This is a genomic window from Bacillus sp. JJ1566, from assembly GCF_036962685.1.
Taxonomy (GTDB): domain Bacteria; phylum Bacillota; class Bacilli; order Bacillales; family Bacillaceae_L; genus Ferdinandcohnia.
In genome coordinates this window covers 1-22,594 of record NZ_JBALOP010000002.1, presented here as the reverse complement: position 1 = coordinate 22,594, position 22,594 = coordinate 1, and the positions used below count along the sequence as shown (strand labels likewise).

At 38.8% G+C, this 22,594-nt stretch carries 23 protein-coding genes; 9 read left to right on the top strand and 14 right to left on the bottom strand.

Annotation, left to right across the window (positions count from 1 at the left end):
- The first annotated feature begins 177 nt into the window (after positions 1-177).
- Both V7112_RS00980 and V7112_RS00975 read left to right on the top strand, forming a co-directional pair.
- A complete protein-coding gene (locus V7112_RS00980; protein ID WP_335414075.1) occupies positions 178-456 on the top strand; it encodes a hypothetical protein in 279 nt (92 codons plus the stop codon).
- 73 nt (positions 457-529) lie between these two features.
- Positions 530-1,090 carry a thioredoxin family protein gene (locus V7112_RS00975; protein WP_335414072.1) on the top strand — a complete coding sequence of 187 codons (561 nt, stop codon included), beginning with the start codon at positions 530-532 and terminating at the stop codon, positions 1,088-1,090.
- Between the two features lie 107 nt (positions 1,091-1,197).
- Here V7112_RS00975 and V7112_RS00970 read toward each other — a convergent pair whose 3' ends face one another.
- Positions 1,198-1,698 (bottom strand): hypothetical protein, encoded by a 501-nt coding sequence (locus V7112_RS00970; protein ID WP_335414070.1) that lies wholly within the window; start codon positions 1,696-1,698, stop codon positions 1,198-1,200.
- A gap of 501 nt (positions 1,699-2,199) precedes the next feature.
- Here V7112_RS00970 and V7112_RS00965 point away from each other — a divergent pair.
- Positions 2,200-2,430, top strand: a complete 231-nt coding sequence (locus tag V7112_RS00965; RefSeq protein ID WP_335414067.1) for a hypothetical protein — start codon at positions 2,200-2,202, stop codon at positions 2,428-2,430.
- A 38-nt stretch (positions 2,431-2,468) separates the two neighbouring features.
- Here the strand turns inward: V7112_RS00965 and recQ are convergent, their stop codons facing one another.
- Entirely contained in the window at positions 2,469-4,256 is a 1,788-nt protein-coding gene (gene recQ / locus V7112_RS00960; RefSeq protein WP_335414061.1) for a DNA helicase RecQ, read from the bottom strand.
- A 313-nt stretch (positions 4,257-4,569) separates the two neighbouring features.
- On the opposite strand from recQ, the gene V7112_RS00955 reads away from it, so the two are divergent.
- Positions 4,570-5,622, top strand: a complete 1,053-nt coding sequence (locus tag V7112_RS00955; protein WP_335414057.1) for a YeiH family protein — start codon at positions 4,570-4,572, stop codon at positions 5,620-5,622.
- A 15-nt stretch (positions 5,623-5,637) separates the two neighbouring features.
- Here the strand turns inward: V7112_RS00955 and V7112_RS00950 are convergent, their stop codons facing one another.
- From V7112_RS00950 to V7112_RS00935, 4 genes are all read right to left on the bottom strand, one after another.
- The gene (locus V7112_RS00950; RefSeq protein WP_335414054.1) at positions 5,638-6,069 is read right to left on the bottom strand and encodes a hypothetical protein; all 432 of its coding nucleotides are present in this window, start codon (positions 6,067-6,069) and stop codon (positions 5,638-5,640) included.
- Between the two features lie 81 nt (positions 6,070-6,150).
- Positions 6,151-8,514: an FdhF/YdeP family oxidoreductase gene (locus V7112_RS00945; protein WP_335414051.1), complete on the bottom strand. Its 2,364-nt coding sequence runs from the start codon at positions 8,512-8,514 to the stop codon at positions 6,151-6,153.
- Positions 8,515-9,061: 547 nt separating this feature from the next.
- Complete coding sequence (locus tag V7112_RS00940; RefSeq protein WP_335414048.1) at positions 9,062-9,424, bottom strand: DUF2294 domain-containing protein; 363 nt, start codon at positions 9,422-9,424, stop codon at positions 9,062-9,064.
- Between the two features lie 64 nt (positions 9,425-9,488).
- Positions 9,489-10,751 (bottom strand): L-lactate MFS transporter, encoded by a 1,263-nt coding sequence (locus V7112_RS00935; RefSeq protein WP_335414045.1) that lies wholly within the window; start codon positions 10,749-10,751, stop codon positions 9,489-9,491.
- Between the two features lie 404 nt (positions 10,752-11,155).
- Between V7112_RS00935 and fdhD the strand changes: the two genes are divergently transcribed.
- A complete protein-coding gene (fdhD, locus tag V7112_RS00930) occupies positions 11,156-11,965 on the top strand; it encodes a formate dehydrogenase accessory sulfurtransferase FdhD (RefSeq protein WP_335414041.1) in 810 nt (269 codons plus the stop codon).
- Between the two features lie 161 nt (positions 11,966-12,126).
- Here the strand turns inward: fdhD and V7112_RS00925 are convergent, their stop codons facing one another.
- The gene (locus V7112_RS00925) at positions 12,127-12,576 is read right to left on the bottom strand and encodes a CoxG family protein (protein WP_335414039.1); all 450 of its coding nucleotides are present in this window, start codon (positions 12,574-12,576) and stop codon (positions 12,127-12,129) included.
- A 172-nt stretch (positions 12,577-12,748) separates the two neighbouring features.
- On the opposite strand from V7112_RS00925, the gene V7112_RS00920 reads away from it, so the two are divergent.
- Entirely contained in the window at positions 12,749-13,045 is a 297-nt protein-coding gene (locus V7112_RS00920) for a hypothetical protein (RefSeq protein WP_335414036.1), read from the top strand.
- A gap of 74 nt (positions 13,046-13,119) precedes the next feature.
- Positions 13,120-13,497, top strand: a complete 378-nt coding sequence (gene mscL / locus V7112_RS00915; RefSeq protein ID WP_335414033.1) for a large conductance mechanosensitive channel protein MscL — start codon at positions 13,120-13,122, stop codon at positions 13,495-13,497.
- 170 nt (positions 13,498-13,667) lie between these two features.
- Here mscL and V7112_RS00910 read toward each other — a convergent pair whose 3' ends face one another.
- The 3 genes from V7112_RS00910 to V7112_RS00900 all read right to left on the bottom strand — a co-directional run bounded on the left by V7112_RS00910 (position 13,668) and on the right by V7112_RS00900 (position 15,692).
- Positions 13,668-14,186, bottom strand: coding sequence for an acyl-CoA thioesterase (locus tag V7112_RS00910; protein ID WP_335414031.1), 519 nt, complete (start codon positions 14,184-14,186; stop codon positions 13,668-13,670).
- A gap of 146 nt (positions 14,187-14,332) precedes the next feature.
- A complete protein-coding gene (locus tag V7112_RS00905; RefSeq protein ID WP_335414028.1) occupies positions 14,333-15,298 on the bottom strand; it encodes a bile acid:sodium symporter family protein in 966 nt (321 codons plus the stop codon).
- Positions 15,299-15,539: 241 nt separating this feature from the next.
- Positions 15,540-15,692: a hypothetical protein gene (locus tag V7112_RS00900; protein ID WP_335414025.1), complete on the bottom strand. Its 153-nt coding sequence runs from the start codon at positions 15,690-15,692 to the stop codon at positions 15,540-15,542.
- 204 nt (positions 15,693-15,896) lie between these two features.
- On the opposite strand from V7112_RS00900, the gene V7112_RS00895 reads away from it, so the two are divergent.
- Positions 15,897-17,258 carry a YjiH family protein gene (locus V7112_RS00895; protein WP_335414021.1) on the top strand — a complete coding sequence of 454 codons (1,362 nt, stop codon included), beginning with the start codon at positions 15,897-15,899 and terminating at the stop codon, positions 17,256-17,258.
- Between the two features lie 164 nt (positions 17,259-17,422).
- On the opposite strand, the gene V7112_RS00890 is transcribed toward V7112_RS00895, so the two are convergent.
- The 4 genes from V7112_RS00890 to V7112_RS00875 form a co-directional block, all read right to left on the bottom strand.
- Entirely contained in the window at positions 17,423-18,430 is a 1,008-nt protein-coding gene (locus tag V7112_RS00890) for an ABC transporter ATP-binding protein (RefSeq protein ID WP_335414019.1), read from the bottom strand.
- 18 nt (positions 18,431-18,448) lie between these two features.
- Positions 18,449-19,258 (bottom strand): ABC transporter permease, encoded by an 810-nt coding sequence (locus V7112_RS00885; protein ID WP_335414016.1) that lies wholly within the window; start codon positions 19,256-19,258, stop codon positions 18,449-18,451.
- 2 nt (positions 19,259-19,260) lie between these two features.
- Positions 19,261-20,064: an ABC transporter permease gene (locus V7112_RS00880; RefSeq protein WP_335414014.1), complete on the bottom strand. Its 804-nt coding sequence runs from the start codon at positions 20,062-20,064 to the stop codon at positions 19,261-19,263.
- An 80-nt stretch (positions 20,065-20,144) separates the two neighbouring features.
- On the bottom strand, positions 20,145-21,455 hold the full coding sequence (locus V7112_RS00875) for a purine/pyrimidine permease (RefSeq protein ID WP_438823847.1): 1,311 nt from the start codon (positions 21,453-21,455) through the stop codon (positions 20,145-20,147).
- 103 nt (positions 21,456-21,558) lie between these two features.
- On the opposite strand from V7112_RS00875, the gene V7112_RS00870 reads away from it, so the two are divergent.
- Positions 21,559-22,539: a Gfo/Idh/MocA family protein gene (locus V7112_RS00870; protein WP_335414008.1), complete on the top strand. Its 981-nt coding sequence runs from the start codon at positions 21,559-21,561 to the stop codon at positions 22,537-22,539.
- Positions 22,540-22,594: the final 55 nt, after the last annotated feature.

Genomic DNA, 22,594 nt, shown 5'->3' with positions numbered 1-22,594 from the left:
CAGGATTCGCTCTTAGGCGGCCAATTCCTCGTTTCTGGGCGAGTCGCTTTCACTTTTCTCCTTGGCTACTCTATTTTGTCACGTTTTTCGACCAAATATGAACTGTTCAACTAACAATTCTTGGATAGCTTAATTGTATGCTCTTAGGCAAAACTATCAATTATTGGGGGATTGAAAATGAATATTTCAAAGCAGGAATTAATCAAAAAACTCGCAGCAAATAATGGAATCGGCTTTGTCGAATTAAATGGGGTTCTCCATGAAATTAGACTTCTTAATGGAAATCAAATAGCTTTTTCAGGTGCATGTTGGAAATGGAAGCAAACAGAAATGCCATCAGCCCATGGGGACTACAATGTATTAACGGATGTTCTAGTTGAAGAAGACCCGATTATACCAAGATTTCCAACTCAGGATGCGTATGAATTTTATGAAACCGTTCATGATTTTTCTTAAGCATCTTTGTGGTACGATTTTCCTTTTTCAATTATAGTAGATGCAGGAAACCAATTTTGAGGAGGAATACATAATGGCAGACTTAAAACCATGGTTTGAAAAAGGAATGAATCAATACGACTACATTAACAGCATGGAAGTTCATAAAGAAAATCTCTTAAAAGTATATAATCAGTTTCGTTTAGACGAGTCTGATAAGGAATTACTTCAGACACTTCAGGAAAAAGAATTAAAAGCAATCATTTTAGCAGCTGATTGGTGTGGAGATGCAATGGTCAATCTTCCTATTCTAATGAGAATCGCGGATGAGGCATTGTTGGAAACACGTTATTTAATTCGCGATGAAAATTTAGAGTTAATGGATCAATACCTTACAAATGGAAAGGCGCGTTCCATTCCAATCATTATTTTCGTAAACAAAGACTTTGAAGAGGTTGGTAAATGGGGACCAAGAGCACCGGAGGCTCAAGCGATTGCGGATGAGCTAAAGGCAAATGTTCCTGATAAAGAGTCTCCTGAATATGATGCTGCATTTAAGGCGTTTATCAAATCGTTTACGGAACGCATCACAACAGACGAAACACTTTGGAATGACATTAAAAATAGCATCATTTCTACTATAAAAAGCGCATAATATTTCGACCCTAAAACATATACTATTGCTAAGACCGTCCACTACTTCCAACTTCGCAACGTTGCGGGACTAACCAGAACGGAAATGTGGGCGGTCTTTTTGTTTGGTTAAAGAGGAAGGAATATGTGTATCAAGAATAGAAACGTGAATATAAAAGCTGTTGTGTAATGAATTTTCCTCCGTAACCCTGAGGATTTTTTATGACGTAGATAACCGGCATAAAGGGTCATTGCTAGACAAAGAATAGCTAAAGTTCCACTTATGATCTTTGGATTTGTAAATCCAACGATTTCTCCGAGTTTGACTAGCATGATTCCCCCATGAAACACTATTAATATCGTCCCTATGATAGCAAGCTTGATATGAGATTTCATCATATAACGTGACATCTTGGCAAGTGCGATTTTCAATTTTCGTACCTTTGTCCTGCGGATGACAAGAAAAATAAAATACATATTTACATTTACGATAAAGAGAATAATTGCAATTTGAGCAAAAAGCTGCCCTAATGTGACAATCTGGGAGTCTTGGGTTCTAAAAACCCATATGTAAATAAACGTGCTAATCACGAGTAGTGCATTTATGAAAAGCCAAATATAATAAGCCATCTCATCCCTCCCTTTCTTGTTCCCATTTTATCAGATGAGTATGAAATGTGTAGTGTGGGATTTCACTTGGAGCGTTTTGAGTGTTCGTTGGATAGTATTTCGGTGGTTGTTAGGGATTGCTATTCCTTCGTTTTAGGAAAGTTTGAACAGGGTAACTTGCTTTACAGGTTCGGAGTCTCTTGATTTATATCCAAGTGCGAACATGATAACCTGGTTTGCAGGTCGCCACCTCCTAAATTTATCCAAGTACAAGCATGATAACTTGGTTTTAGGTCAGGCATCTTCTGAATTTATCCAAGTACGAACATGATAACTTGGCTTATAGGTTCACCTTCTTCTACTTTCATCCAACTACCAAAATGGTAACACGGTTTCCTGCCCGACATCACCTTAAGACCTACAGTAAAGTGGATTATATACAGTCCTTGCTTCCAAGACCATATTCATACTCCTCTAAACATGCTAAAATTAAAGGCAGGATCATGAAATGGAGGTAACCAAATGTCTACATGTAATATCGATCACTCTAAAGGTGATGTGATTAAAAAGCTTCAAAGCCAAGAAGGCTTTCTCCCGAATGAACTTTACAACAACGCGGTACGTTTTTTAGAAACAGAACGCACCCAACTCACACTAAACGAATTATTTCACCTCTTAAAAAAGTATGATTTAGCATCTGAAGAAGAACAACAAAAACGTAATCTAGCAATAGAAGAACTTTTTAACGCATAAGCTAAGGCACCACAACAAAATGTGGTGCCTTAAACTTGCTATTCTACAACCGCACTTTTTTCCTCCACATAGCTTCGAATCGCTGTTAAAAAATCCTCTCCGTACCGTTCTAGTTTCGTCTGGGCCACTCCTTTGATTTCGAGCAAACCTTTTTCATCTGTCGGAGCCACTTCACTCATTTCTCGTAAAGTACTATCTGAAAAGACGATATATGGAGGCACTCCATCACGTGTGGATATTTCCTTTCGTACCTCACGAAGGATTTCAAATAACGTATTGTCCGTAACAACCTGTTTTTTCTTCACCTGTTCCTTCTTATAAATTTTGACTTCTCCTTTAAGAACAGGTAATGCTTTTGCGTCAAGAATCAGCACTGGATATTGAGAGTTGGTCAATTTGACATACCCCTCTGCAGCTAAAAAATCGATTAAGCCGACGATTTGTTTTTCCGAATACTGCTTTAATAAACCATATGTGGATAAGGACGTAAATCTAAACTCTTGGATTTTTTTATTCCTTGATCCCTTTAACACCTGAGCAACTAAGGTCTTTCCAAAGCGCTCCTTCATCCTCTTAATACAAGAAAACACCATGAGTGCCTCTGTTGTTATATCAATTTTTTCACGGTCATCTTTACAGTTGAAACAACGACCACATTCTTCACTATCTTTCTCTCCAAAGTATTCTAGGATGTAGCTTTGCAAGCAATTTTCAGTGTGACAGTAGTCTATCATCTGCTGGAGCTTGTGATATTCTTGCTCTTTTTTCCCTTCATCCGTTGTCGATTGCTCGATTAGGAATTTTTGGAGTTGGATATCCTGTGAAGCAAATAATAGATAACAATCACTTTTTTCCCCGTCCCTACCTGCTCGTCCCGCTTCTTGGTAGTAGGCCTCAATATTCTTCGGTAAATTATAGTGAATCACATATCTTACATTACTTTTATCGATTCCCATTCCAAATGCATTCGTTGCAATCATTACATTCACAGTGTCGAATAGGAAATCTTCCTGTGCCTGTTTTCTCTCTTCATCCGAAAGGCCGGCATGATACTTTCCTACTAAAAAGCCTTCTTTTTCTAAAAATGAATGAAGTTCGTTAACCTCCCGACGAGTTGCTGCATAAACAATTCCCGACTGATTTTTATTTTCGACTAAAAAGCTTTTCACAAAATCGCGCTTGTTTTCCCCTTTTAAGACATTGAAAGTTAAATTATCTCTTGCGAACCCTGTAATAAATACAGCGTAAGGGTCAATCTTAAGCTGGCTGCAAATATCTTCTTTTACCTCAACTGTTGCGGTTGCAGTTAATGCTGCGACAACTGGCTTTGATGGCAGTTCCCCAATCATATAATGGATATTTCGGTAGCTTGGCCTGAAATCATGTCCCCATTGCGAAATACAATGCGCTTCATCAACAGCAATCATTGAAATGGGTATGGAAGATAAAAGGGATCGAAACCCCGGGGATTCGAGTCGTTCAGGAGCAATATAAATAATTTTATAACGGCCTGCTCGTGCATCCTGCAGTCTTTCCTGAATTTCTTGCATTGAAATACTACTATTAATATAGGTTGCTGAAATACCGACACTGAACAAAGTATCAACCTGGTCCTTCATTAATGAAATTAATGGGGAAATGACAATTGTTATCCCCTCAAAAATAAGTGCTGGGATTTGATAGCATAAGGACTTTCCGCCCCCGGTCGGCATAATTGCGAGTGTATCGTTTCCCTGTAAAATGTTTTCGATTATGGATTCTTGTCCTGGTCTGAAAGACGGGTAACCGAAATAAGACTGTAAAACTTGCTTTGCTTGTTCAATCATAAAAAACACCTTTATTATTTATTTTGCTTAATTTGATAAAAATGTGCGTTTGACGTAGTGTACTACCCCACATGTCCTTTCTGCTTCGTGCATACTATAAAGTGTGGTGTTAGCTCCTTATTCTTTATCTGTTCGTGTTTGGAAGTGAGAAATCACTTCCTCTTTTTTTAGGCCGACACGTTGTGGGTCACAAAGACGTTGCCACGCGAGACGTGGCGTTCTTATATCAAGTATAAAGGAAGAAGATAAAGGTGTGAAGGGTTGCCATCCTGTGGTAAGATAAAAATAGAAAACTATGTTGAGGATGAAACACGTGAGTAACGTTAATCTACCAGTATCGGAAACGTATGAAAAAAAATCTTTACTATTCAATCATTCACTTTCATTTCGAAATAAGCTGCCTGGTGTGGCGCTTGTTTTTATTATTGGCCTGTTGGCTAACTCTTTAGGGAATGACTTCCCATTAATCGGTGGGGCTGTAATTGCGATTATCATCGGCATCCTTGTCCGAAACTTTTTAAGGATTCCTGCTGTCTACACGGAAGGTATCTCCTATACGTTAAAAACCTTATTGAAAACAGCAATTGTTCTTCTCGGTTTCGGTCTAAGTTATGCCAGCATCTTTCAGCTCGGGTATGAGGCAATCCTTTTAGTAATCGTCGCGGTTTTAGCCGGAATTCTATTTACGTTTATTTTGGCCAAGCTGTTTAAGCTAGATGGAAATATTCCCATTCTTGTTTCACTTGGAACGGCAATTTGTGGGGCAACCGCCATCGTGACTTCAAGCCCGATTGTTCGTGCAAAAGAGGAAGAAACGGCTTATGCGATTAATACCATCTTTGCTTTTAATGTGTTGGCGGTATTATTCTATCCTCTTTTAGGACAGCTTTTTTCAATGCCAGACCACATTTTTGGAATGTGGGCAGGGGTCGCGATTCATGATACTTCATCAGTAGTCGCTGCAGGCTACAGCTATAGCAGTGCCGCCGGGGATACATCCGTCGTAATTAAATTAATTCGAACACTCATGCTTGTTCCTGTAACTTTGATTCTATCAATCTTTATTTCAATGAAATCAAAAGGGATTGCAAAAAACAAAGTTAAATTAATGAAGGTATTTCCATCCTTTATTTTATTTTTTGCAGGAGCCGTTGCAGTCAATACGATTTTCTCGCTTCCAACTTCACTTACGAGTGTAACCGATGGAGTAGCGAAATTCTTAATCCTTATGGTCATGGCAAGTGTTGGACTTGGTACAGATTTTAAAAAGATTAAATCCGTTGGTTTGCGCCCATTATTTGTAGGGTTGATTTCATCAATAATGATGGGACTGTTAACCTTAACCATCATTCTTGTTCTGTATTGAAAAGAAGTCGGGAACTTATTTCCCGGCTTCTTTTCGTTCCTCTAAAATATCGCAAATTATTTCTAAATGGAATGATGCCCACGCTTTTTCACGAAAATGTAGAATCACAGTGAAAAAAAGCAGAAAAAAATAAAGGATGGTGAAGAGAATTAAATATAGATAGCCCCTTCCAAACAGAAATTTTTGTAATTGATTTGAAAAAAGAAACAAAAACCATGGGATGGCCGTGATTAAAATAGGAATAATGCCAGAACCATTTTGTTCCTTTAACATCCGGTAATAAATGATTTTTAAGGTTGGCGAGTCAATCCCTTGGTAAAAGCGCTGAATTTTACGCACTTCCTCCATTTCCTTTACATGCTTAAAGGATCGATCCTTGCGCGCATTACTCTTTAGCTTTAGATAGATTTTATGAGCATCTCCACGAAACGAAAACAAATGTAACACCTCTGTGTATCAGACCTTTTTTTATCTTCCCAAGTTTTGCCCATAAAAATGCCCCCAAATTTAAGTTTGGGGGCAAATGATTTATGCTGGAGGATTAATGTCTAAGTCATCCTCAATTTCTTTTTCTTGGTATTGTGTGTCTTTTCGAGCATTAAAACGTTCTGCTTTTTCAACATATACAGCGATATTGTAATCAGGGATGCCTGCAAATTTTTCGTAGCGACCTTTTGGCAATAAGAAATTCCCCTCTGGGAAGAACACGCCAAGGTTTTTTCTCGCGATATCTGCAAATTTTGCTTTTCCTTGGAACACACCGAAGCCATTGTGGACAACGATAGCATCCCCCTCTACCACACTAAGTTCCTTGGCATCCTGGGGATTGATTAGCACATCATAGCGACCTGCTCCGTTAAATGGATCAACTTCATTATAGACCATCGAGTTAAATTGCTTTCCTCGTCTAGTCGTTAACACGAATTGCTCTTCTTTTTTACCGAAGTCAGGAATTTCAACTGGAATTAAGTTGCCTCTTCCATCCGGAGTCGGACAAATTCCGCCTTCACAAAGCCATGCTCCACCCCATTGGAACACATCCCCTTTTTTCTTGAGATGTTGAATTCCATTGTAGTTTGGATTTGCAATTGCAATTTCATCACGAATTTCCTGGCCACTCTTAAAATCAATTAAATGGGCTGTTTCAGGCTTAATCCGCTTAGCGAGGTCAACATAGATTTTCCACTCTGCACGGGCTTCTTTAATTTCATTTTTATTTCCATCAATTTCAGGTGAAAAATACACCATACGCTCTGTAGACGTCGAAGTTCCTCCACCTTCTTGTTCATAACGTGTTTTTGCAGGTAACACAATTACGGCTTCCTTCGCATCCACAAGTGTTGACGTGTTTAAAATGATATCCTGATGGACGCGAATATCAAGGTTAGACAATGCTTTTTCAACAAAATCAGGGTCTGGCATTGTTTCTAGGAAATTTCCTCCTGACATATAATAGAGCTTTACTTTTCGCTCATGGTCGTCTGGAAGCACGATATTTTCTAGTGTGACTCCGACAATATCCCCTTGCCATTTTTCAATCTCAAAACCCCAAACCTTCTCAAGGCGCTCAATATTTTTTTCATCAAATTCACCACCAGGCAGAACAAATGGGTCTGCTCCCATTTCACCTGACCCTTGTACAGATGAGTGACCACGGAATGGCATTAATCCGTTGTATTTACGTCCTAAATGGCCACGAAGAAGGGCAAGATTGGATACCTGTGAAATATTATCGGTCGCAAATGAATGCATCGTTAAGCCCATAGCCCATGTGTACACCACATTTTTACTCTTCGCGAGTAGCTCTGCCAACTCAATAATTCGTTCCTTTGACACACCAGATGATTTCTCTATTTCATCCCAGTTTTGCGCCTTCGCATGTGCTTTTAGCTCTTCATATCCATTCACATGTTCTTTCACGAACTTGTGGTTGATTGCAGAACCTTGTTGCTTTTCTTCCATGTCAAACCAATGCTTCATAATTCCAAACATAAAGGCGATATCTCCACCGATGCTTACTTGATAGAAATCATCCGCAACCTTCGTTCCAAATAGTGCAGATTCCATATTTGACGGAATCCAATATTTATCCATTGCCGGTTCTCTATGCGGGTTAATGACGATGATCTTTGTGCCGCGCTTTTTCGCTTCAAGCATGTATTTTGTTGAAACTGGTGAACTGTTTGATGCCACACTTCCCCAGAATACTAACACATCTGTACCAATCCAATCCTGGTAATTCGCTGTCGAAGCTCCAACACCTACTGAACGCTTCATTGCTGTTTTACTAGGGGAGTGACAAATCCGGGAAGCGTTGTCAATATGGTTCGTTCCTAAGAAACGAGAAACCTTTGCCGCTACATAATACGATTCATTTGTAATCCCACGAGAAGTTAGATAAAAAGCATATTGCTTTGGATTTAGCTTTTTCATCTTATTAGCAATCATATCCATGGCTTCATCCCAGGAGATTCTAGAAAACTTTCTTTCTCCTTTTCTACGAATCATCGGATACGGAATTCTTCCAAGCTTTCGTAGTTCTGTACTATTATACTTGCGCAATTCATCAATGTCCGCGTGCAGAATCTCAGAGTTTATCGCTGGCATCGTACTTAGACGAAGTACATTGAGGCGAGTAGTACACATATGTGGCCCCTTCAATGTTTGATCATATAGACCTGAAACTCCAAGGGCACAGCCGTCACAAACACCCTGCGTTAAAATTCGCGTTGCATATCCGATATTATCCTTGTTTTCCCAAGCAACTTTCATGGTGTCACGAATATGCTTTGGCTTCACCTTCCCTAAACCAAAGGGAATCGGACTGACCCAGTGCTTTGGTTGTGGCATTTTCGAAGATTTAATTGGTCCCTGATGTTTTGTTTCTCCCATGATTAATCCCCCTCTTCCTTTTTCACTACTATGTCTATGGTAAAAGTCAACTTATATTCAAATACGCCCTGGCGTATTTGCGCCCGATTTTTAGGCCCACAGGAAGTGGGTCATAAAGACGTTGCCACAGGATGTGGCGTTTTTAGTCTTTGATCTTACTGCTCGAAAAATTTCCTTTGAAAAATCGTGGCATCCGCCGGAGGCTTAACATTACTTAGCAGAAGGAGCAGGCTTCTGCTAAGTAATGTTAACTATGCTTTCTGTTTTCAAAATGCTTATTCCTGCTTTCATTATAGAAAAAACCACCGAAACAAGATTCTAGGATGATAGAAAAATGAAACGGTGGTTAGTCTTTAGCAGGGTCGCTACCAAGTGCCAACACGATAGGATGATCAAAAAGTGCGGTGAATATGACACATCGAATTTCTGCGTTGGCTTGCTTCTCCGGTCCTCACGTATTAACTGCATACGCTCCGGTCCTCAAAGCTGCACCGCCTTGAAATTCTTGGTCCTCTTCATCCACCTTTTTGAACTCATATTTTAGTTGTTATTTAATTGAAAACTTCTTTTCTAAATCTTGATCAAAAACGAATACGGACATTCCGAAGTCTCGATCAATATCAATATCTACAAATAAATCTACTAGGTTTGAACCTAAAAATTCTTCCATTTCAACTGGCTTGTTTTTACGATACATTTCTTTTACCATTTCGGTTCTTGCCGCACGAAGCATTTGTTTTCCATCATCTGCGCCGGCAATAAACTTTTCCACTGGAGATAAATTCCCTTCCATCTCACAAATGGCCCAATTCTTACAAAAGGTTGTTGTGATTTTACTAGGGCCTTTCCCCATATGCTTCTTTCTGAAAGACCTAACTAAATTACTAAACTCAGCTTCGTATTTATTCATTTTTCGTCTACCTCTTGACTTAATACTTCATTAACTTTAAGTTAAGCAAGATTACCAATGAATGTCAACTAGCAAGCTCAGCTCCTTCAGCTTGCTGCTTTCGAAGTTTCTTAATATCAAAACGAATTAGAAGTGAAACCGCTAGTGCCACTGCGAATAGTGCAGTAAATACTGTCAAGCTTTGTGTATAGCTTCCAGTTGTATCTCGAATCCAAGATGCAAACATTGGACCTGCAAGACCTGCAGCTGCCCATGCTGTTAAAATATAGCCGTGGATTGCACCAAGCTGTTTTGTTCCAAACAAGTCCCCAATATAAGCTGGGATTGCGGCGAACCCACCACCATAACATGTGTAGATTAGTGCTAGTAATACCTGGAACAACAAAGGATTCGATACATAAGGTAGTAATGGAAACGCGATTACTTGAATGACAAAAAATACTGTATATGTATTTGGTCTCCCTAAGTAATCAGACACTGACGCCCATCCAATCCGTCCAAGGCCGTTAAATGCACCTAAAACCCCGACTAATGCTGCAGCTGCAACTGGAGTTAAGCCTACACTTTCTTGTGCAAGTGGCGAAGCAGCAGAGATGATTGCAATTCCACACGTCACGTTTATAAAAAGCATAAGCCATAAATAATAAAAACGTCTTGTTTTTACAGCTTGGTTTGCAGTTAATTGTGATAAATCTTGTTTTAATTTAGTCGTACCTGATGATACTTTTTCTTTAAATCCAGCTGGCATCCAACCTGCCTGAGGTGGTGCAAGATATAAAGAAGAGACAATCATAATGGCAAAATAGCTAACTCCCAAAATATAAAAAGTATTTGCAATTCCTACAGAAACAATCAGTTTTTGCATAATTGGACTACTGATTAAAGCTGCAAATCCAAATCCCATAATCGCAAGTCCTGTAGCCATTCCACGTCTGTCTGGGAACCATTTTACTAATGTTGATACAGGTGCAATATAACCAACGCCTAGACCAATTCCACCTAAAACACCATAGAATAAATATAATAATGGCAGTGATTCTAAGTTGATTGCAAGCCCAGAACCTGTAATCCCTACTCCAAAGAAAATGGCAGCAAGAATACCTGATGCGCGAGGACCATATTTTTCAACGAAATGCCCAAGGAAGGCTGCGGATAAGCCTAAGAAAAGAATGGCGATACTAAAGGTCATGCTAATGTCAGTTAAATCCCATCCAAATTCTGATTGAAGTGGCTTTGTAAATACACTCCATGCGTAAACAGAACCAATCGATAAGTGAATTCCAACTGCCGAGGCTGCAATCAGCCAACGATTTTTTGTCTTTTCCATATCATCTCTCCTTTATTTTGAATGAAAATGGTGTTCATTTTGCAGTAACTTTAATAAATACAAAAAACCGCCAGCAGCCCTATGCTTGAATAAGCATAAAAAGGATGATGACGGTTAATTTCCTTAGCAGGATCGCTACTACAAAATTAACAGTAATCGCTACCAATATTTCCAACCTTGCAGCAGAGACAGGTTCGCTATCCTGTGACAAGAGTGTGTCAATATTGTGAACTATTTGTTACGATATTATCAAACCTAGCAAAATAATACAATAGATTTTTATTAAAATATTTCGAGTAATGAAAAACTTTATAGTTGTACTTCCAAAAAAAGTATGATTATATATTAGTAATCAATTAGGGATTAGCATCAATCTTAGCTTAATTTGAAAGAGAGGTGTATAAATGGTGGATTCTATTACCGTTAGAAAAGGTATTATCAAATTTGAAGATGGTCAATTAATAGACGAAGAGGATGAGATTGTCACTGAATTTCCATTGACTATTCTCTTGAACCAACAGGAATTTGCGACGATGGTTTGTACCCCTTCGGAGCTAGATGAACTTGTGATTGGCTTTTTGGCTTCAGAAGGCGTCATTCGCTTTCGAGACGAAATTAAGAGCCTCCATATCGACGAAGGCCAAGGATATGCCTATGTAGAAACAACTACTGAAGTGACAACAAGCCAGGAATATTATTCAAAGCGTTTTATCGGCTCCTGCTGTGGGAAAGGTAGGCAATTCTACTTTGTGAATGATGCAAAAACGGCAAAAACATCAACATCAACCATTACCCTCACACCAGAAGAATGCATCACCTTAATGAATGAAATGCAGCAAAATAGTGTTGTCTTTAAAGATACAGGCGGTGTGCACAATGCTGCACTATGTACGCCAAAGGAAATGATTGTGAACCGAACCGATATTGGCAGACATAATGCCCTTGATAAAATATACGGATATTGCTTAATCAATAAAATTCCAGTTCGAGATAAGGTGATTGTCTTTAGCGGAAGAATTTCTTCAGAGGTCTTATTAAAGGCGGCAAAAATCGGAGTCGGCATTGTGTTATCAAAATCTGCACCTACCGATTTGGCGATCAAAATGGCGGAGGAACTCAATATTACTGCAGTTGGTTTTATCCGCAGCGGTAAGCTTAATGTCTATTCACATCCTGAGCGAATCGTGCAGGAGTCGTTCGAACGGACGATTTAATCAGAAAGAGATTAGTAGAGCTTTGTTCTACTAATCTCTTTTTTGTGGCTAGTGATTTTGCTATTGGCTATATTTTTTGGCTATCAGCCGTATTTTCTTTTTAATAACCATAAATGAAATTTATTGGCCGTAATTTGGATGGATCAGCAAAAAAGGTTCTTTTACATATTCTGAAACAGCTCTTGAACATTTTTCATGAACTCCTCTGATTGTTTGTTGCTCGACCCTTTCATCAAAACCTCTCCAACCTTGGCTAATTTACCGGTCAATTCAAAATCCATTTCATATTCGACAAGTGTTTTATCCGGTTCAACAGTCTTTAAGTTTGCGGTAAGCGTATTTGTAAAGGAGCCCGCAAGTGAAACGGGTTTCCCCTTCATCTCGACAACAATTTTTTCATTTTCAATTGACTCTTTTAACTCCCCTACCCCTTGAATTTTTATTGGGACAAATTGAACCTTAACCTCAACCAATGTTTCATATTTTGTTGGACTTAATTGTTTGACTTCTTTACAACCTGGGAAACAAGGTCCTAATTTCATTGGGTCCATAAACACAGAATATACACTTTCTCGATCTGCATGTACGATAAATTGATTAGCTTTTTTCAAAATCCCACTCCTAACGAATTTCTAAGATGATGTTACAAGTTTATTAGGAAAAATTCGTCGTAGAACTAAAACAGACAAAGTGTATTGGTTTTGTCACAGACTACTAATCCGATTGGTTTTTGGTATAATGGGGAGAACAGAATTTGATGCTTTAAAAGAGGTGAAACTTTTTATGGCTTTTGGCATTAAACGTAAGGAACTTCTTGAATGGAAAAAGAAGGTTTCAATAGGGGAAATTGCATTTCTCACACATTATTGGATGGATGACCGTTTTCCTGGCATGACGACAGTGACAAAGGTTGGCTGTGCTGACCTAGAAAAACTAGTTGAATGGGGAAAACAATATGGAATTCCTTCGAAATACATTCATAACCGGACAGGCTTCCCGCATTTTGATTTATTGGGTGAAAGACAGATTGAGATATTAAAAAGGGAAAACATGTTACATCAACTGGAAAGGTTCAAATAACGAGCCTTTTGTACTATTTTCTTTTTAACAAATTTATGTAAAATAAGATTGGAATTTGAAAGGAGAACAACAATATGCTTAATGAATTTAAAAAATTTGCCTTAAAAGGCAATGTGATTGACCTCGCAGTTGGGGTCATTATTGGTGGTGCATTCGGAAAAATTGTAACCTCACTTGTAAATGACATTATCATGCCGTTAGTTGGTTTTTTACTCGGTGGGGTTGACATATCAAAGGCTTCGATCCCCTTTAACGGTGAGGAAATCATGTATGGTGCTTTTCTACAAACGGTTGTGGACTTTTTAATTATTTCATTCTCTATTTTTCTCTTTATCCGCTTCTTCCAGCGCTTTAAGCAAAAAGAAGAGGAAAAACCTGCAGCTCCAACTCCTACAAAAGAAGAACAGCTACTTACTGAAATTCGTGATTTATTAAAAGAACAACGCGGTTAATAAAGAAAAGCTTAATGCTTCCGCTTATCGGTGACAAGCATAATACGAGCGCTGACAGAAGGTGCCTTTTACCTTCCGAAGCGATTGGCTAGACCAGAGAACCGATTGCGCCTGAAGCTAGACAATAAAAAATGGTTGTCCAATGTCGATATCGACTGGACAACCATTTTTTATACCTCCCAAGGAAGTGCTATACTGAACATTTCTGCCATTTTTTCATTTTCTTTTTTGCGTCTTTTTCGGTTTTCCGCACGATCTTTTCCGGATTCATGAAGCATCTTTTCTTCCTCAGATTTCGGGATTACTCTCGGAACCGGTTTTGGTTTTCCGTTTTCATCTAATGCAACAAATGTTAAAAACGATAATGCGCAAATATTCCGTTTTCCCGTATATAATTCTTCAGTAATCACCTTGACAAAAACCTCCATCGATGATCGTCCCGTGTATGTGACATAAGCCTCCAAACATACAGAGCTTCCTTCATGAATCGGGTGAAGAAAATCAACTGAATCTGTTGATGCTGTGACTACTGGAGAGCGTGAATGTCTTACAGCAGCAATGGAAGCAACATCATCAATATAGCCCATGAGCTTACCACCAAACATCGTTCCATGATAATTCGTATCAGGCGGAAATACATTGCTTGTCTTCACAACAAAAGATTCCCTGCAATACTTTGCCTCTTCCATATGTAAGTCCCCCTTATTATTTCTTCTGTTATTCTTCACGTAATTTTCATTTGAAATTCATTCCACAATGAACATCGTATTCCTTTGCACTACGAATTTCAATCATTAATTTAAAAGAAAAACGCTAGCCCAATGGCTAACGCTTGTTATGCGGTAAATTTTTGTTCAAGCCGTTCGAACGAATAAACACGATCAATAAATAAGGCGTAAATCGAAGCTAATATTTGCTGAAACAGCATTCCGACCACGACAGGAACAGCAACCTCAGCTGGGAAGAATGTAATTGCGATGACAGCCCCTGCACTAATATTACGCATCCCTCCAGTAAAGATAAGAGCGATTATGACGTCTGGGTCTAATTTCATTAAACGACCGATTACCCACGCGATTAAATAGCCACAAAATGCAATAAAGAAAACAACGGCACTGATCATAATCAGCTTTAAGTTTACATTTTGTAAATAAGGTGCTATTTCGGCACTATTGATCATGACTACTACACCAAGTCCAATCTTTGAAAAAGGAGCCAGGTTTGGGCTAAGTGTTTTTGTAACTTTACCTTTTGTGAAATGATTAACGAGCATACCAAGAATAGAAGGCAGTACAACCATGAAAAAGAGACCCTGCATAATACTGAGTACATCCATTTCAACATTACTTCCGACAAATAACTTTAAGCTATACGGTACAACGAATGGCGAAATCATTGTATCGATTAAAATAATCGATAGTGTCAGTGCAATATTTCCGCGCTTCATCGCAACCCAGATAAAGCTTGAAATTCCTGTTGGAATCACGACTGCCAAAATCAATCCAGTGATGGTAAAGCTATCACCTGGGAAGGTCAAATGCCCAACAATCCAAGCCCAGGCAGGCATGATTAAATGTAATGTAAAAAGAGCAATCAAGATTGGAAATGGATGGGTGATTGCTCGTTTTAATGAACTAAAACTTGAACTTAACGCTCCAGAAAAAGTGATGAATGCAAAAATCCATGGTACTAAATATGAAAAAGGAGCTAAGTATGCGGTAAGTAAAACACCCAATACTACACTTGTTGGTGTAATAAGCGGCATAAACTTTTCTAATTTTTTGTTGAGTTTCTGTAACATCATCATTCTCCTAGTTTAGGAATCTTCCACTATAAGACCATTAAATAAGTATACTACAATTTTATCATTTTGGAGGTTGTCTTATACAGTGAAACTTCAATCTGGGGGTTTTTCCCATCCCACTGATTGATAGTTGAACCAATCGGGCTTTTACGGGCAGTATAAAGGAAATCAAATAACTTGGGTTTTATTACCGCAATAAAAAAAGCATCATCACCGATGTGATCATGCTTTTACATTTTTAACTTGGATCATTTTCGTCATAAGAAAGGGTTGTGACTTGGGTGTATTCGCCCTTTTCAATCTCATCCATTGACGCATCTTCTCTTAATTCACCATCTGTGTCCATACCAACTGCAATTGTTGGCTCTTGCTTGTTTTGACGTTTTTTCATCGAATTCACTCCTCTTTTCTTTTCAGTATCCCCAAGGTTTAAGTTGGGAATGCTACCAAAAAAACTGGTAGAAAAAACCGTCTTTTCTGAATAGTATTTTTATGCATTTGGAAGCATTTTTATATAAAAAATCCTCGCATTTTTATGCTATTTATTATAAAGTAGGTTTTGTGACTTTTTTAGAATTTTTGAGGTGAAACAACAATGGCAGTACAAAAACAACAAGAGAAACAAACAATCATTGATTATTTACAATTTATAATTCCTTCCTTAATCGGAATTATTTTATTTATTGTACCGTTTCAATTTAATGATACCTTCACAATTCCTGTTGCAATCCTAGCAGGCATTGTTCAAGATTTGTTAGGTGGTTCTATCCCTTATATTATGACGGGATTGATCACGATTACTGGTATTTTTTCCATTTTCACAGTATTTGTTAAACCAGCATTTATTACGAAATCCCCCTTTTTATCTGGACTTTTTTACGTAGCTCCGATTTGGGTTGTAGCAAGAATTCTTGGAATGATTTTTGCCATCATGACCTTATTCAAGCTTGGTCCATCCGCGATTTGGTCGGATTCAACAGGTGGAACTTTACTATTTGATTTAATTCCTGTTTTATTTTCCGTGTTTTTATTTGCAGGATTGTTTCTTCCATTATTACTTGATTTTGGACTATTAGAGCTATTTGGAGCATTGCTAACAAAGGTGATGCGTCCCCTTTTTAGATTACCTGGGAGATCATCGGTTGACGCTATGGCTTCTTGGTTAGGGGATGGAACTGTAGGGATTCTTCTTACAAGTAAACAATATGAAGAAGGTTATTATACAAAAAGGGAATCAGCAATTGTTGCAACAGCCTTCTCTGTTGTATCCATTACGTTTACAGTGGTTATCTTGGCTCAAATGGGCCTGCAAAATATGTTTGGACAGTTCTATTTTACAATCCTACTTGCAGGCTTAGTTGCAGCAATCATCACGCCAAGAATCCCCCCATTATCAAGAAAACCAGATACGTATTATGAAGGAACAACGCAGAAAGCGGATGAAACCATTCCATCGAATATCGGTCGTTTCCAATGGGGAATGGAACAAGCAGTCGTCCAAGCGAAAAAGAGTGGAGACTTTTCTAAAGTGTTAAAAGGCGGCATGCAAAATGTTTTAGATATGTGGATGGGGGTTGTTCCAATCGTAATGGCAATCGGTACAATCGCACTGATTATTGCGGAATTTACGCCTATTTTCAAATATCTCGGAGCACCATTTGTACCGCTCCTAACCTTGCTTCAGGTGCCTGAAGCAGTTGCCGCATCTGAAACAATGGTCATTGGTTTTGCGGATATGTTCCTCCCTTCAATTATTGGAGCAGACATTGAAAATGATCTTACACGATTTGTGATTGCAGGAGTGTCGATCACTCAATTAATCTACATGTCCGAGGTTGGGGGCTTACTGCTGGGCTCTAAAATACCAGTTTCGTTCCTGGACTTAGTGATTATCTTTTTACAACGGACGCTAATCACCTTACCTATTATTGTCGGAATGGCGTATTTGTTTTTTTAAAGACCAGTTTAATGCTAATGACCAAAGAAGCAAGGTTATCAGCCATAAAAATAAAATAATGGCCATTGAGCACTGTCTAATGACCATATATCAAAAATAACGACCATAGCGCACAAGTAAGCCCTACGAAATAATCCTTCGTAGGGCTTTTACACATCAAACTATTAAACTTTCACCGGTACTTCTTCACGTGTGAAGCCTTCTTGATAAATTCGGCTGATGATTGACTCAATTTCTGGCTCTTCTACTGTTAAATCCGTAATATTATGGGTTTGCGTAATTTGAGAAATGACATCAGATGCGGAATAATCATCACGATTAAAACGAATCCATTTTCGGTTCCCTTCCACCTTGCAGATTTCCCCATTCGATACCTGTAAGTCTACTCCATTTTCCTCAACATCGACAATCAACGTCCTCATTTTTCCATAGCGAGATTTAACCGCTGCAATTTCTCCGTCATACACCTTTTGGCCATGATCAATCAAAACCATTCGTTTACAAAGCTTTTCAATGTCTTCCATATCATGGGTTGTTAAAATCACCGTTACATTTCGAAGTTTATTGATTTCTTGAATAAATTCACGCATTTTCTCTTTCGCGACGACATCAAGCCCGATCGTTGGTTCATCTAAAAACAGGATGTCTGGATCATGTAAAAGCGATGCAGCGATATCTGCCCTCATTCGCTGACCTAATGAAAGCTGGCGGACAGGTGTGTTCAAAAACTCACCTAGGCCTAATATATCTGAAAAAGTTTCCATGTTCTCTTTGTAACGCGCATCTGATACACGGTAAATTTCCTTTAGTAATTCGAATGACTCAATCGTCGGTAAGTCCCACCAAAGCTGTGTCCGTTGGCCGAATACAACACCAATGTTTTTCGCGTTTTCCTTACGATTTTCATACGGAATAATCCCGTTTATCCGGATTGACCCGCTTGATGGAACGAGGATACCAGTAAGCATTTTAATCGTTGTTGATTTTCCAGCACCGTTTGGTCCAATATATCCAACCATTTCCCCTTTTTCAATCGAAAATGAGATATCGTTAACCGCTGCTTTCGTTTCAAATTGCCGATTCACAATGCTTTTTAAAGCGCCAGCGAAACCGGTCTCCCTTTTTGCTATCTTAAATTCTTTTCGTACATTTTCAACTTCAATAATTGCCACGACACGCCCCCCATTTTATCAAGATCCGGCACTTTTATATCGACTTAGCCCAAGCATCCACACATTATACGCAATTGTAAAAAATACGATTCCGACAAGAGGTGTTAAATATCCAATATAGGAAGGAAAATTAGGTGTATCCTTGTCTAAAATCACTGCTGCCGGGAAGTAGTTCACAAACCCGAACGGAACGACAAATGCCGTAACCCATTGGACTAGTTTTGGATAAATCGCCAGTGGATAGTTCGTTAAATTTCGGGCTGGATACATAACAACCCAGTAAAAACGCTCTGATTTTGTCGTCCAAAAAGCAATTGCTGATATAAATACGAGTAGCCCTCCTTGAACCAATATCCCTCCGATAATCGCCCCAAATATAAATAGAATTTTTCCAAATTGCCAATGAATCTCTAGAGCATTGCTTACCCAAATAAAAACAATAATACTAAAAATGAACTGTCCCGCTGCCCCAATATCAAATTTCATCGCCATAAAATGAAAGAATGGATTGATAGGTCGAACGAGAAATCGGTCAAAGGTTCCATTCACAATATACGTATCCAGGCTTCTAAAATGGAAAAAGAGAATGATACAAAAGCCCCATGACAACACGGCCAATGCAAATAAAAAGAGCAGCTCATAAAAATTCCATTTTCCGAGCTCTTTAAATTGATAGAGCATGATCCACATTGTCACGGCAGTACCTGTATAAGCCGCGACCATTCCGACAATGCGCATGACAAACGCAAACCGATACTGCATTTGAGCACGGACACCCGCGCCGACCAGCCGAAAATACAATTGAACGTAATCGATTATATTTTTCATGATTACCCTCCCTGCACAATCACTTTGTTTGACGCTTTCCGCCAAACAAACCGGAGGATTCCGTATGAGACTGCCACCCAAAATAGCTGAATCCCAATTGATAGAAACACAGTTTTACCTGAAATTTCTTCTATGAAAATAGCATTCGGAATAAAATAGATTCCTTGAAATGGTAAATATTCTGCAAACGTTTGCAACCAGCCTGGGAAAAACCACAACGGAATGACAGACCCGGATAATAGTGAAACGGAAAAATAAAAGATATCCTCGATTCCCCCTGTTTCAATGAGCCAAAACGTAAATAAACCAAATGTCAGCTCGATACAGTACCGAATCAGAAAACCTAAAAACCCTGAAATAACAAATAAAATCCATGTCTGCCACGAGGTTGGCAGGCTCAAATCTACAAAGAAGAACAAAAGAACATATAACGGAACGAGTGCAGTCAACATATAAAAGGCAACACTACCAAAATCAGCAAATAAATAGCGTAAAGGCACGTCAAACGGTCTCATTAATTCAAGCGCGATGTCACCGGTCCGAACCTTTTCCTGCAGCTCCCATAACGGTGTTCCAGCACCATTCACTGCCGTTAAAAACTGACTGACCACAACATAAGTAAGCATGGCGGTTAAAGAAATTCCACTAGCTTCTTCTTTTCCCGCATATAGTGCATACCAAATCGACATCCACATTAACAGAAAGATGATATTTGAAACCAGCCTTGTCCACACATCAAATCGGTAGGCGGCTGATCTCATAAAGGCTTTTTTAGTAAAAGCCGTATACATTTTTACGGTATCCATCAAGTCACCTCTAGTAAACGATCAAGCTTATTACTTTTAGCAGATTTTTCTATATAGTAGCATAGTTCTTCACCTTTCGACTAGGCTCTTTCTTTCTTTTTGGAGCCGAGTCTTTCAACTGTCTGTTCGGTTAAGATAGCAACAACTGTTCCAAGAACAAGACCATTATTTAAAATGGACGTTAAAATCGGCGGCACATCCTTAAATGCATCGGAAGGTACAAACATGGACCCTACCCCAACGAACAGAGAAAAAACAATCATCATCCGGGAACGACTTTTATTTGCCAAATTTTCAAATGCAGCTAAAGCTGGCAGCATCAGATTTGCGAAAATAATAAAAACCGTTGCATACCCAATTGGTGCTGGCAAACCTGAAACAAAGTTCATGATTTTAGGAAAGAAACTAATTCCGACTAAAATAAAACTACCGACAATAAATGGTAATCTAGTATTAATTTTAGTAGTTGCAATAAAACCTGCAGCTCCTGAGATGGGGACAGGCGCAACTGCGGAAAAAAGTCCCGCAAAAATTTGGTTAATCCCTGCCATGAAGCCTGCAGGGCGAAATCTTGTTTTTTCTAATTGAATGTTTTGAGATTGTAGCACCTGCTCGACAACCCTTATACTTGCGATTAAATTTGTTAAAAGTAATAGGGTCACAAGGATCGATGTTGCAATCATTCCACTATCAAAAACCGGATTCCCAAAGATAAAAATACGAGGAACTTCAATTAATTGATTCGATGTGACTTTGTTCGGCTCCGTGAGTCCAAAGACAGCAAAAATAATCCAACCAAGGGCTAAGCTGATAAGAACTGAGTATTGCCTTAATGCTCGTGGCCCTTTTTCTGCAAATAGAAACGTAAAAAGAATAATAAATAGACAAATACTAGCGATTTTAAGGTTTACTGTTTCTTCTCCACGGTAGCCAACTCCGAAAATCCCATTTAAAAACGAACCACTTAGCTGCAGTGAAAGTAAAATTAAATAAGTCCCTGTCACAACCGGGGTAAATAATTTTGAAAGTCGGTCAATAATCCCGAAAATACTTAAGAGCATAAAAAGAATCCCACTTACCAAAATTCCAGCTTCAATCGCTCGAAGTGTTTCTTCACCAGATCCGTACAAGGTTGGTCCCAGTCCAGCATAAATAATAAACACGCCCCACCATAAACCAGCTGGCCCTTCATTAATTGGTAAACGATGCCCAAAATATACTTGGACCAAACCCGATAACCCGAGTACAAGGAATGTCCGGGCAACAAAGCTTGCGGTTTCGGCTGTGTCCATTCCATAAAGATTCGCAATCGCGATTGGTGCAACTATCGAACTTGCAATAATAAAAGCAAGCCATTGTAATGAACTAAAAAAAACTTTCAATTTCCTCATCCCTATTCCAAAAAGTCTACCTACTATTTTAACATTTTTTTCAATATGTGAATGTTTGTTATAATGAGTATATGCTCTAATTTCTGCAAATGGGGGAAAATTTATGATTCGTTTTGGAGTTATCGGAACTAACTGGATTACCGATGCATTTTTAGAAGCGGCAAATCCAATAAAGGATTTTTCATTAACTGCTGTTTACTCACGTACGGAGGCCCGCGCAAAGGAATTTGCCGAAAAATATCAAGCATCCAATATCTTTACTTCAATTGAAGAATTGGCTCAATCTGATGTAATTGATGCAGTATATATCGCAAGTCCTACTTCCTTTCATGCCTCTCAAGCAATTATTCTATTGAAACATGGCAAGCATGTTCTTTGTGAGAAGCCGATTGCCTCAAATTCGAGAGAACTAAAGGAAATGATTCAAGCAGCAAAAGAGAATCAAGTGCTATTAATGGAGGCGATGAAGTCAGGATTTCTCCCGTCCTATGCGAGCATTCGAGCGAACTTACATAAAATCGGTCCAGTACGCCGGTATTTTGCGAGTTATTGTCAATATTCATCTCGCTATGATGCCTATAAGGAAGGAACGGTATTGAATGCTTTCAAACCTGAATTTTCAAATGGTTCATTAATGGATATTGGCGTGTACTGTGTGTATCCGATGGTGCAATTATTTGGAAAACCGGATTCGGTCAAAGCAAGTGGTCTGATGCTTGATTCAGGAGTAGACGGCGAAGGTAGCATTCTTGCCCATTACAAGGAGATGGAAGGGATGATGATGTTTTCGAAGATTACTAATTCCTATATCCCGTCTGAAATTCAAGGGGAAAATGGCAGCATTCTCATTGACAAAATATCGTCACCTGAAAAGGTTGAAATTCACTATCGAAATGGCAGTGTGGAAGACATCTCCATCCTTCCAAAGCAGCACACCATGTATTATGAGGCAAAGGAATTCATTGAGCTTATTAAAAATGGTTCTTTAGAATCGACAGTTAATACGTACGAGAATTCAATAGCCGTGATGGAAATTCTTGATGAAGCTCGTGGACAAATGGGGTTAGTGTTTCCTGCGGATTGATAAGTGTTGGGTAAAGGCAATTAGGCTGGAACATTTGGGGCTTGCGTTTCCCTTT

Coding starts and splice junctions, on each gene's coding strand:
- V7112_RS00935 (WP_335414045.1), bottom strand. CDS start 10,751: ATGGAAAAGACAAAAAATCGTTGGCTGATTGCAGCCTCGGCAGTTGGA.
- V7112_RS00945 (WP_335414051.1), bottom strand. CDS start 8,514: ATGGGAGAAACAAAACATCAGGGACCAATTAAATCTTCGAAAATGCCA.
- V7112_RS00970 (WP_335414070.1), bottom strand. CDS start 1,698: ATGGCTTATTATATTTGGCTTTTCATAAATGCACTACTCGTGATTAGC.
- V7112_RS00965 (WP_335414067.1), top strand. CDS start 2,200: ATGTCTACATGTAATATCGATCACTCTAAAGGTGATGTGATTAAAAAG.
- V7112_RS00940 (WP_335414048.1), bottom strand. CDS start 9,424: ATGAATAAATACGAAGCTGAGTTTAGTAATTTAGTTAGGTCTTTCAGA.
- V7112_RS00920 (WP_335414036.1), top strand. CDS start 12,749: ATGGCTTTTGGCATTAAACGTAAGGAACTTCTTGAATGGAAAAAGAAG.
- fdhD (WP_335414041.1), top strand. CDS start 11,156: ATGGTGGATTCTATTACCGTTAGAAAAGGTATTATCAAATTTGAAGAT.
- V7112_RS00975 (WP_335414072.1), top strand. CDS start 530: ATGGCAGACTTAAAACCATGGTTTGAAAAAGGAATGAATCAATACGAC.
- V7112_RS00980 (WP_335414075.1), top strand. CDS start 178: ATGAATATTTCAAAGCAGGAATTAATCAAAAAACTCGCAGCAAATAAT.
- V7112_RS00900 (WP_335414025.1), bottom strand. CDS start 15,692: ATGAAAAAACGTCAAAACAAGCAAGAGCCAACAATTGCAGTTGGTATG.
- recQ (WP_335414061.1), bottom strand. CDS start 4,256: ATGATTGAACAAGCAAAGCAAGTTTTACAGTCTTATTTCGGTTACCCG.
- V7112_RS00910 (WP_335414031.1), bottom strand. CDS start 14,186: ATGGAAGAGGCAAAGTATTGCAGGGAATCTTTTGTTGTGAAGACAAGC.
- mscL (WP_335414033.1), top strand. CDS start 13,120: ATGCTTAATGAATTTAAAAAATTTGCCTTAAAAGGCAATGTGATTGAC.
- V7112_RS00875 (WP_438823847.1), bottom strand. CDS start 21,455: ATGAGGAAATTGAAAGTTTTTTTTAGTTCATTACAATGGCTTGCTTTT.
- V7112_RS00870 (WP_335414008.1), top strand. CDS start 21,559: ATGATTCGTTTTGGAGTTATCGGAACTAACTGGATTACCGATGCATTT.
- V7112_RS00880 (WP_335414014.1), bottom strand. CDS start 20,064: ATGGATACCGTAAAAATGTATACGGCTTTTACTAAAAAAGCCTTTATG.
- V7112_RS00905 (WP_335414028.1), bottom strand. CDS start 15,298: ATGTTACAGAAACTCAACAAAAAATTAGAAAAGTTTATGCCGCTTATT.
- V7112_RS00885 (WP_335414016.1), bottom strand. CDS start 19,258: ATGAAAAATATAATCGATTACGTTCAATTGTATTTTCGGCTGGTCGGC.
- V7112_RS00895 (WP_335414021.1), top strand. CDS start 15,897: ATGGCAGTACAAAAACAACAAGAGAAACAAACAATCATTGATTATTTA.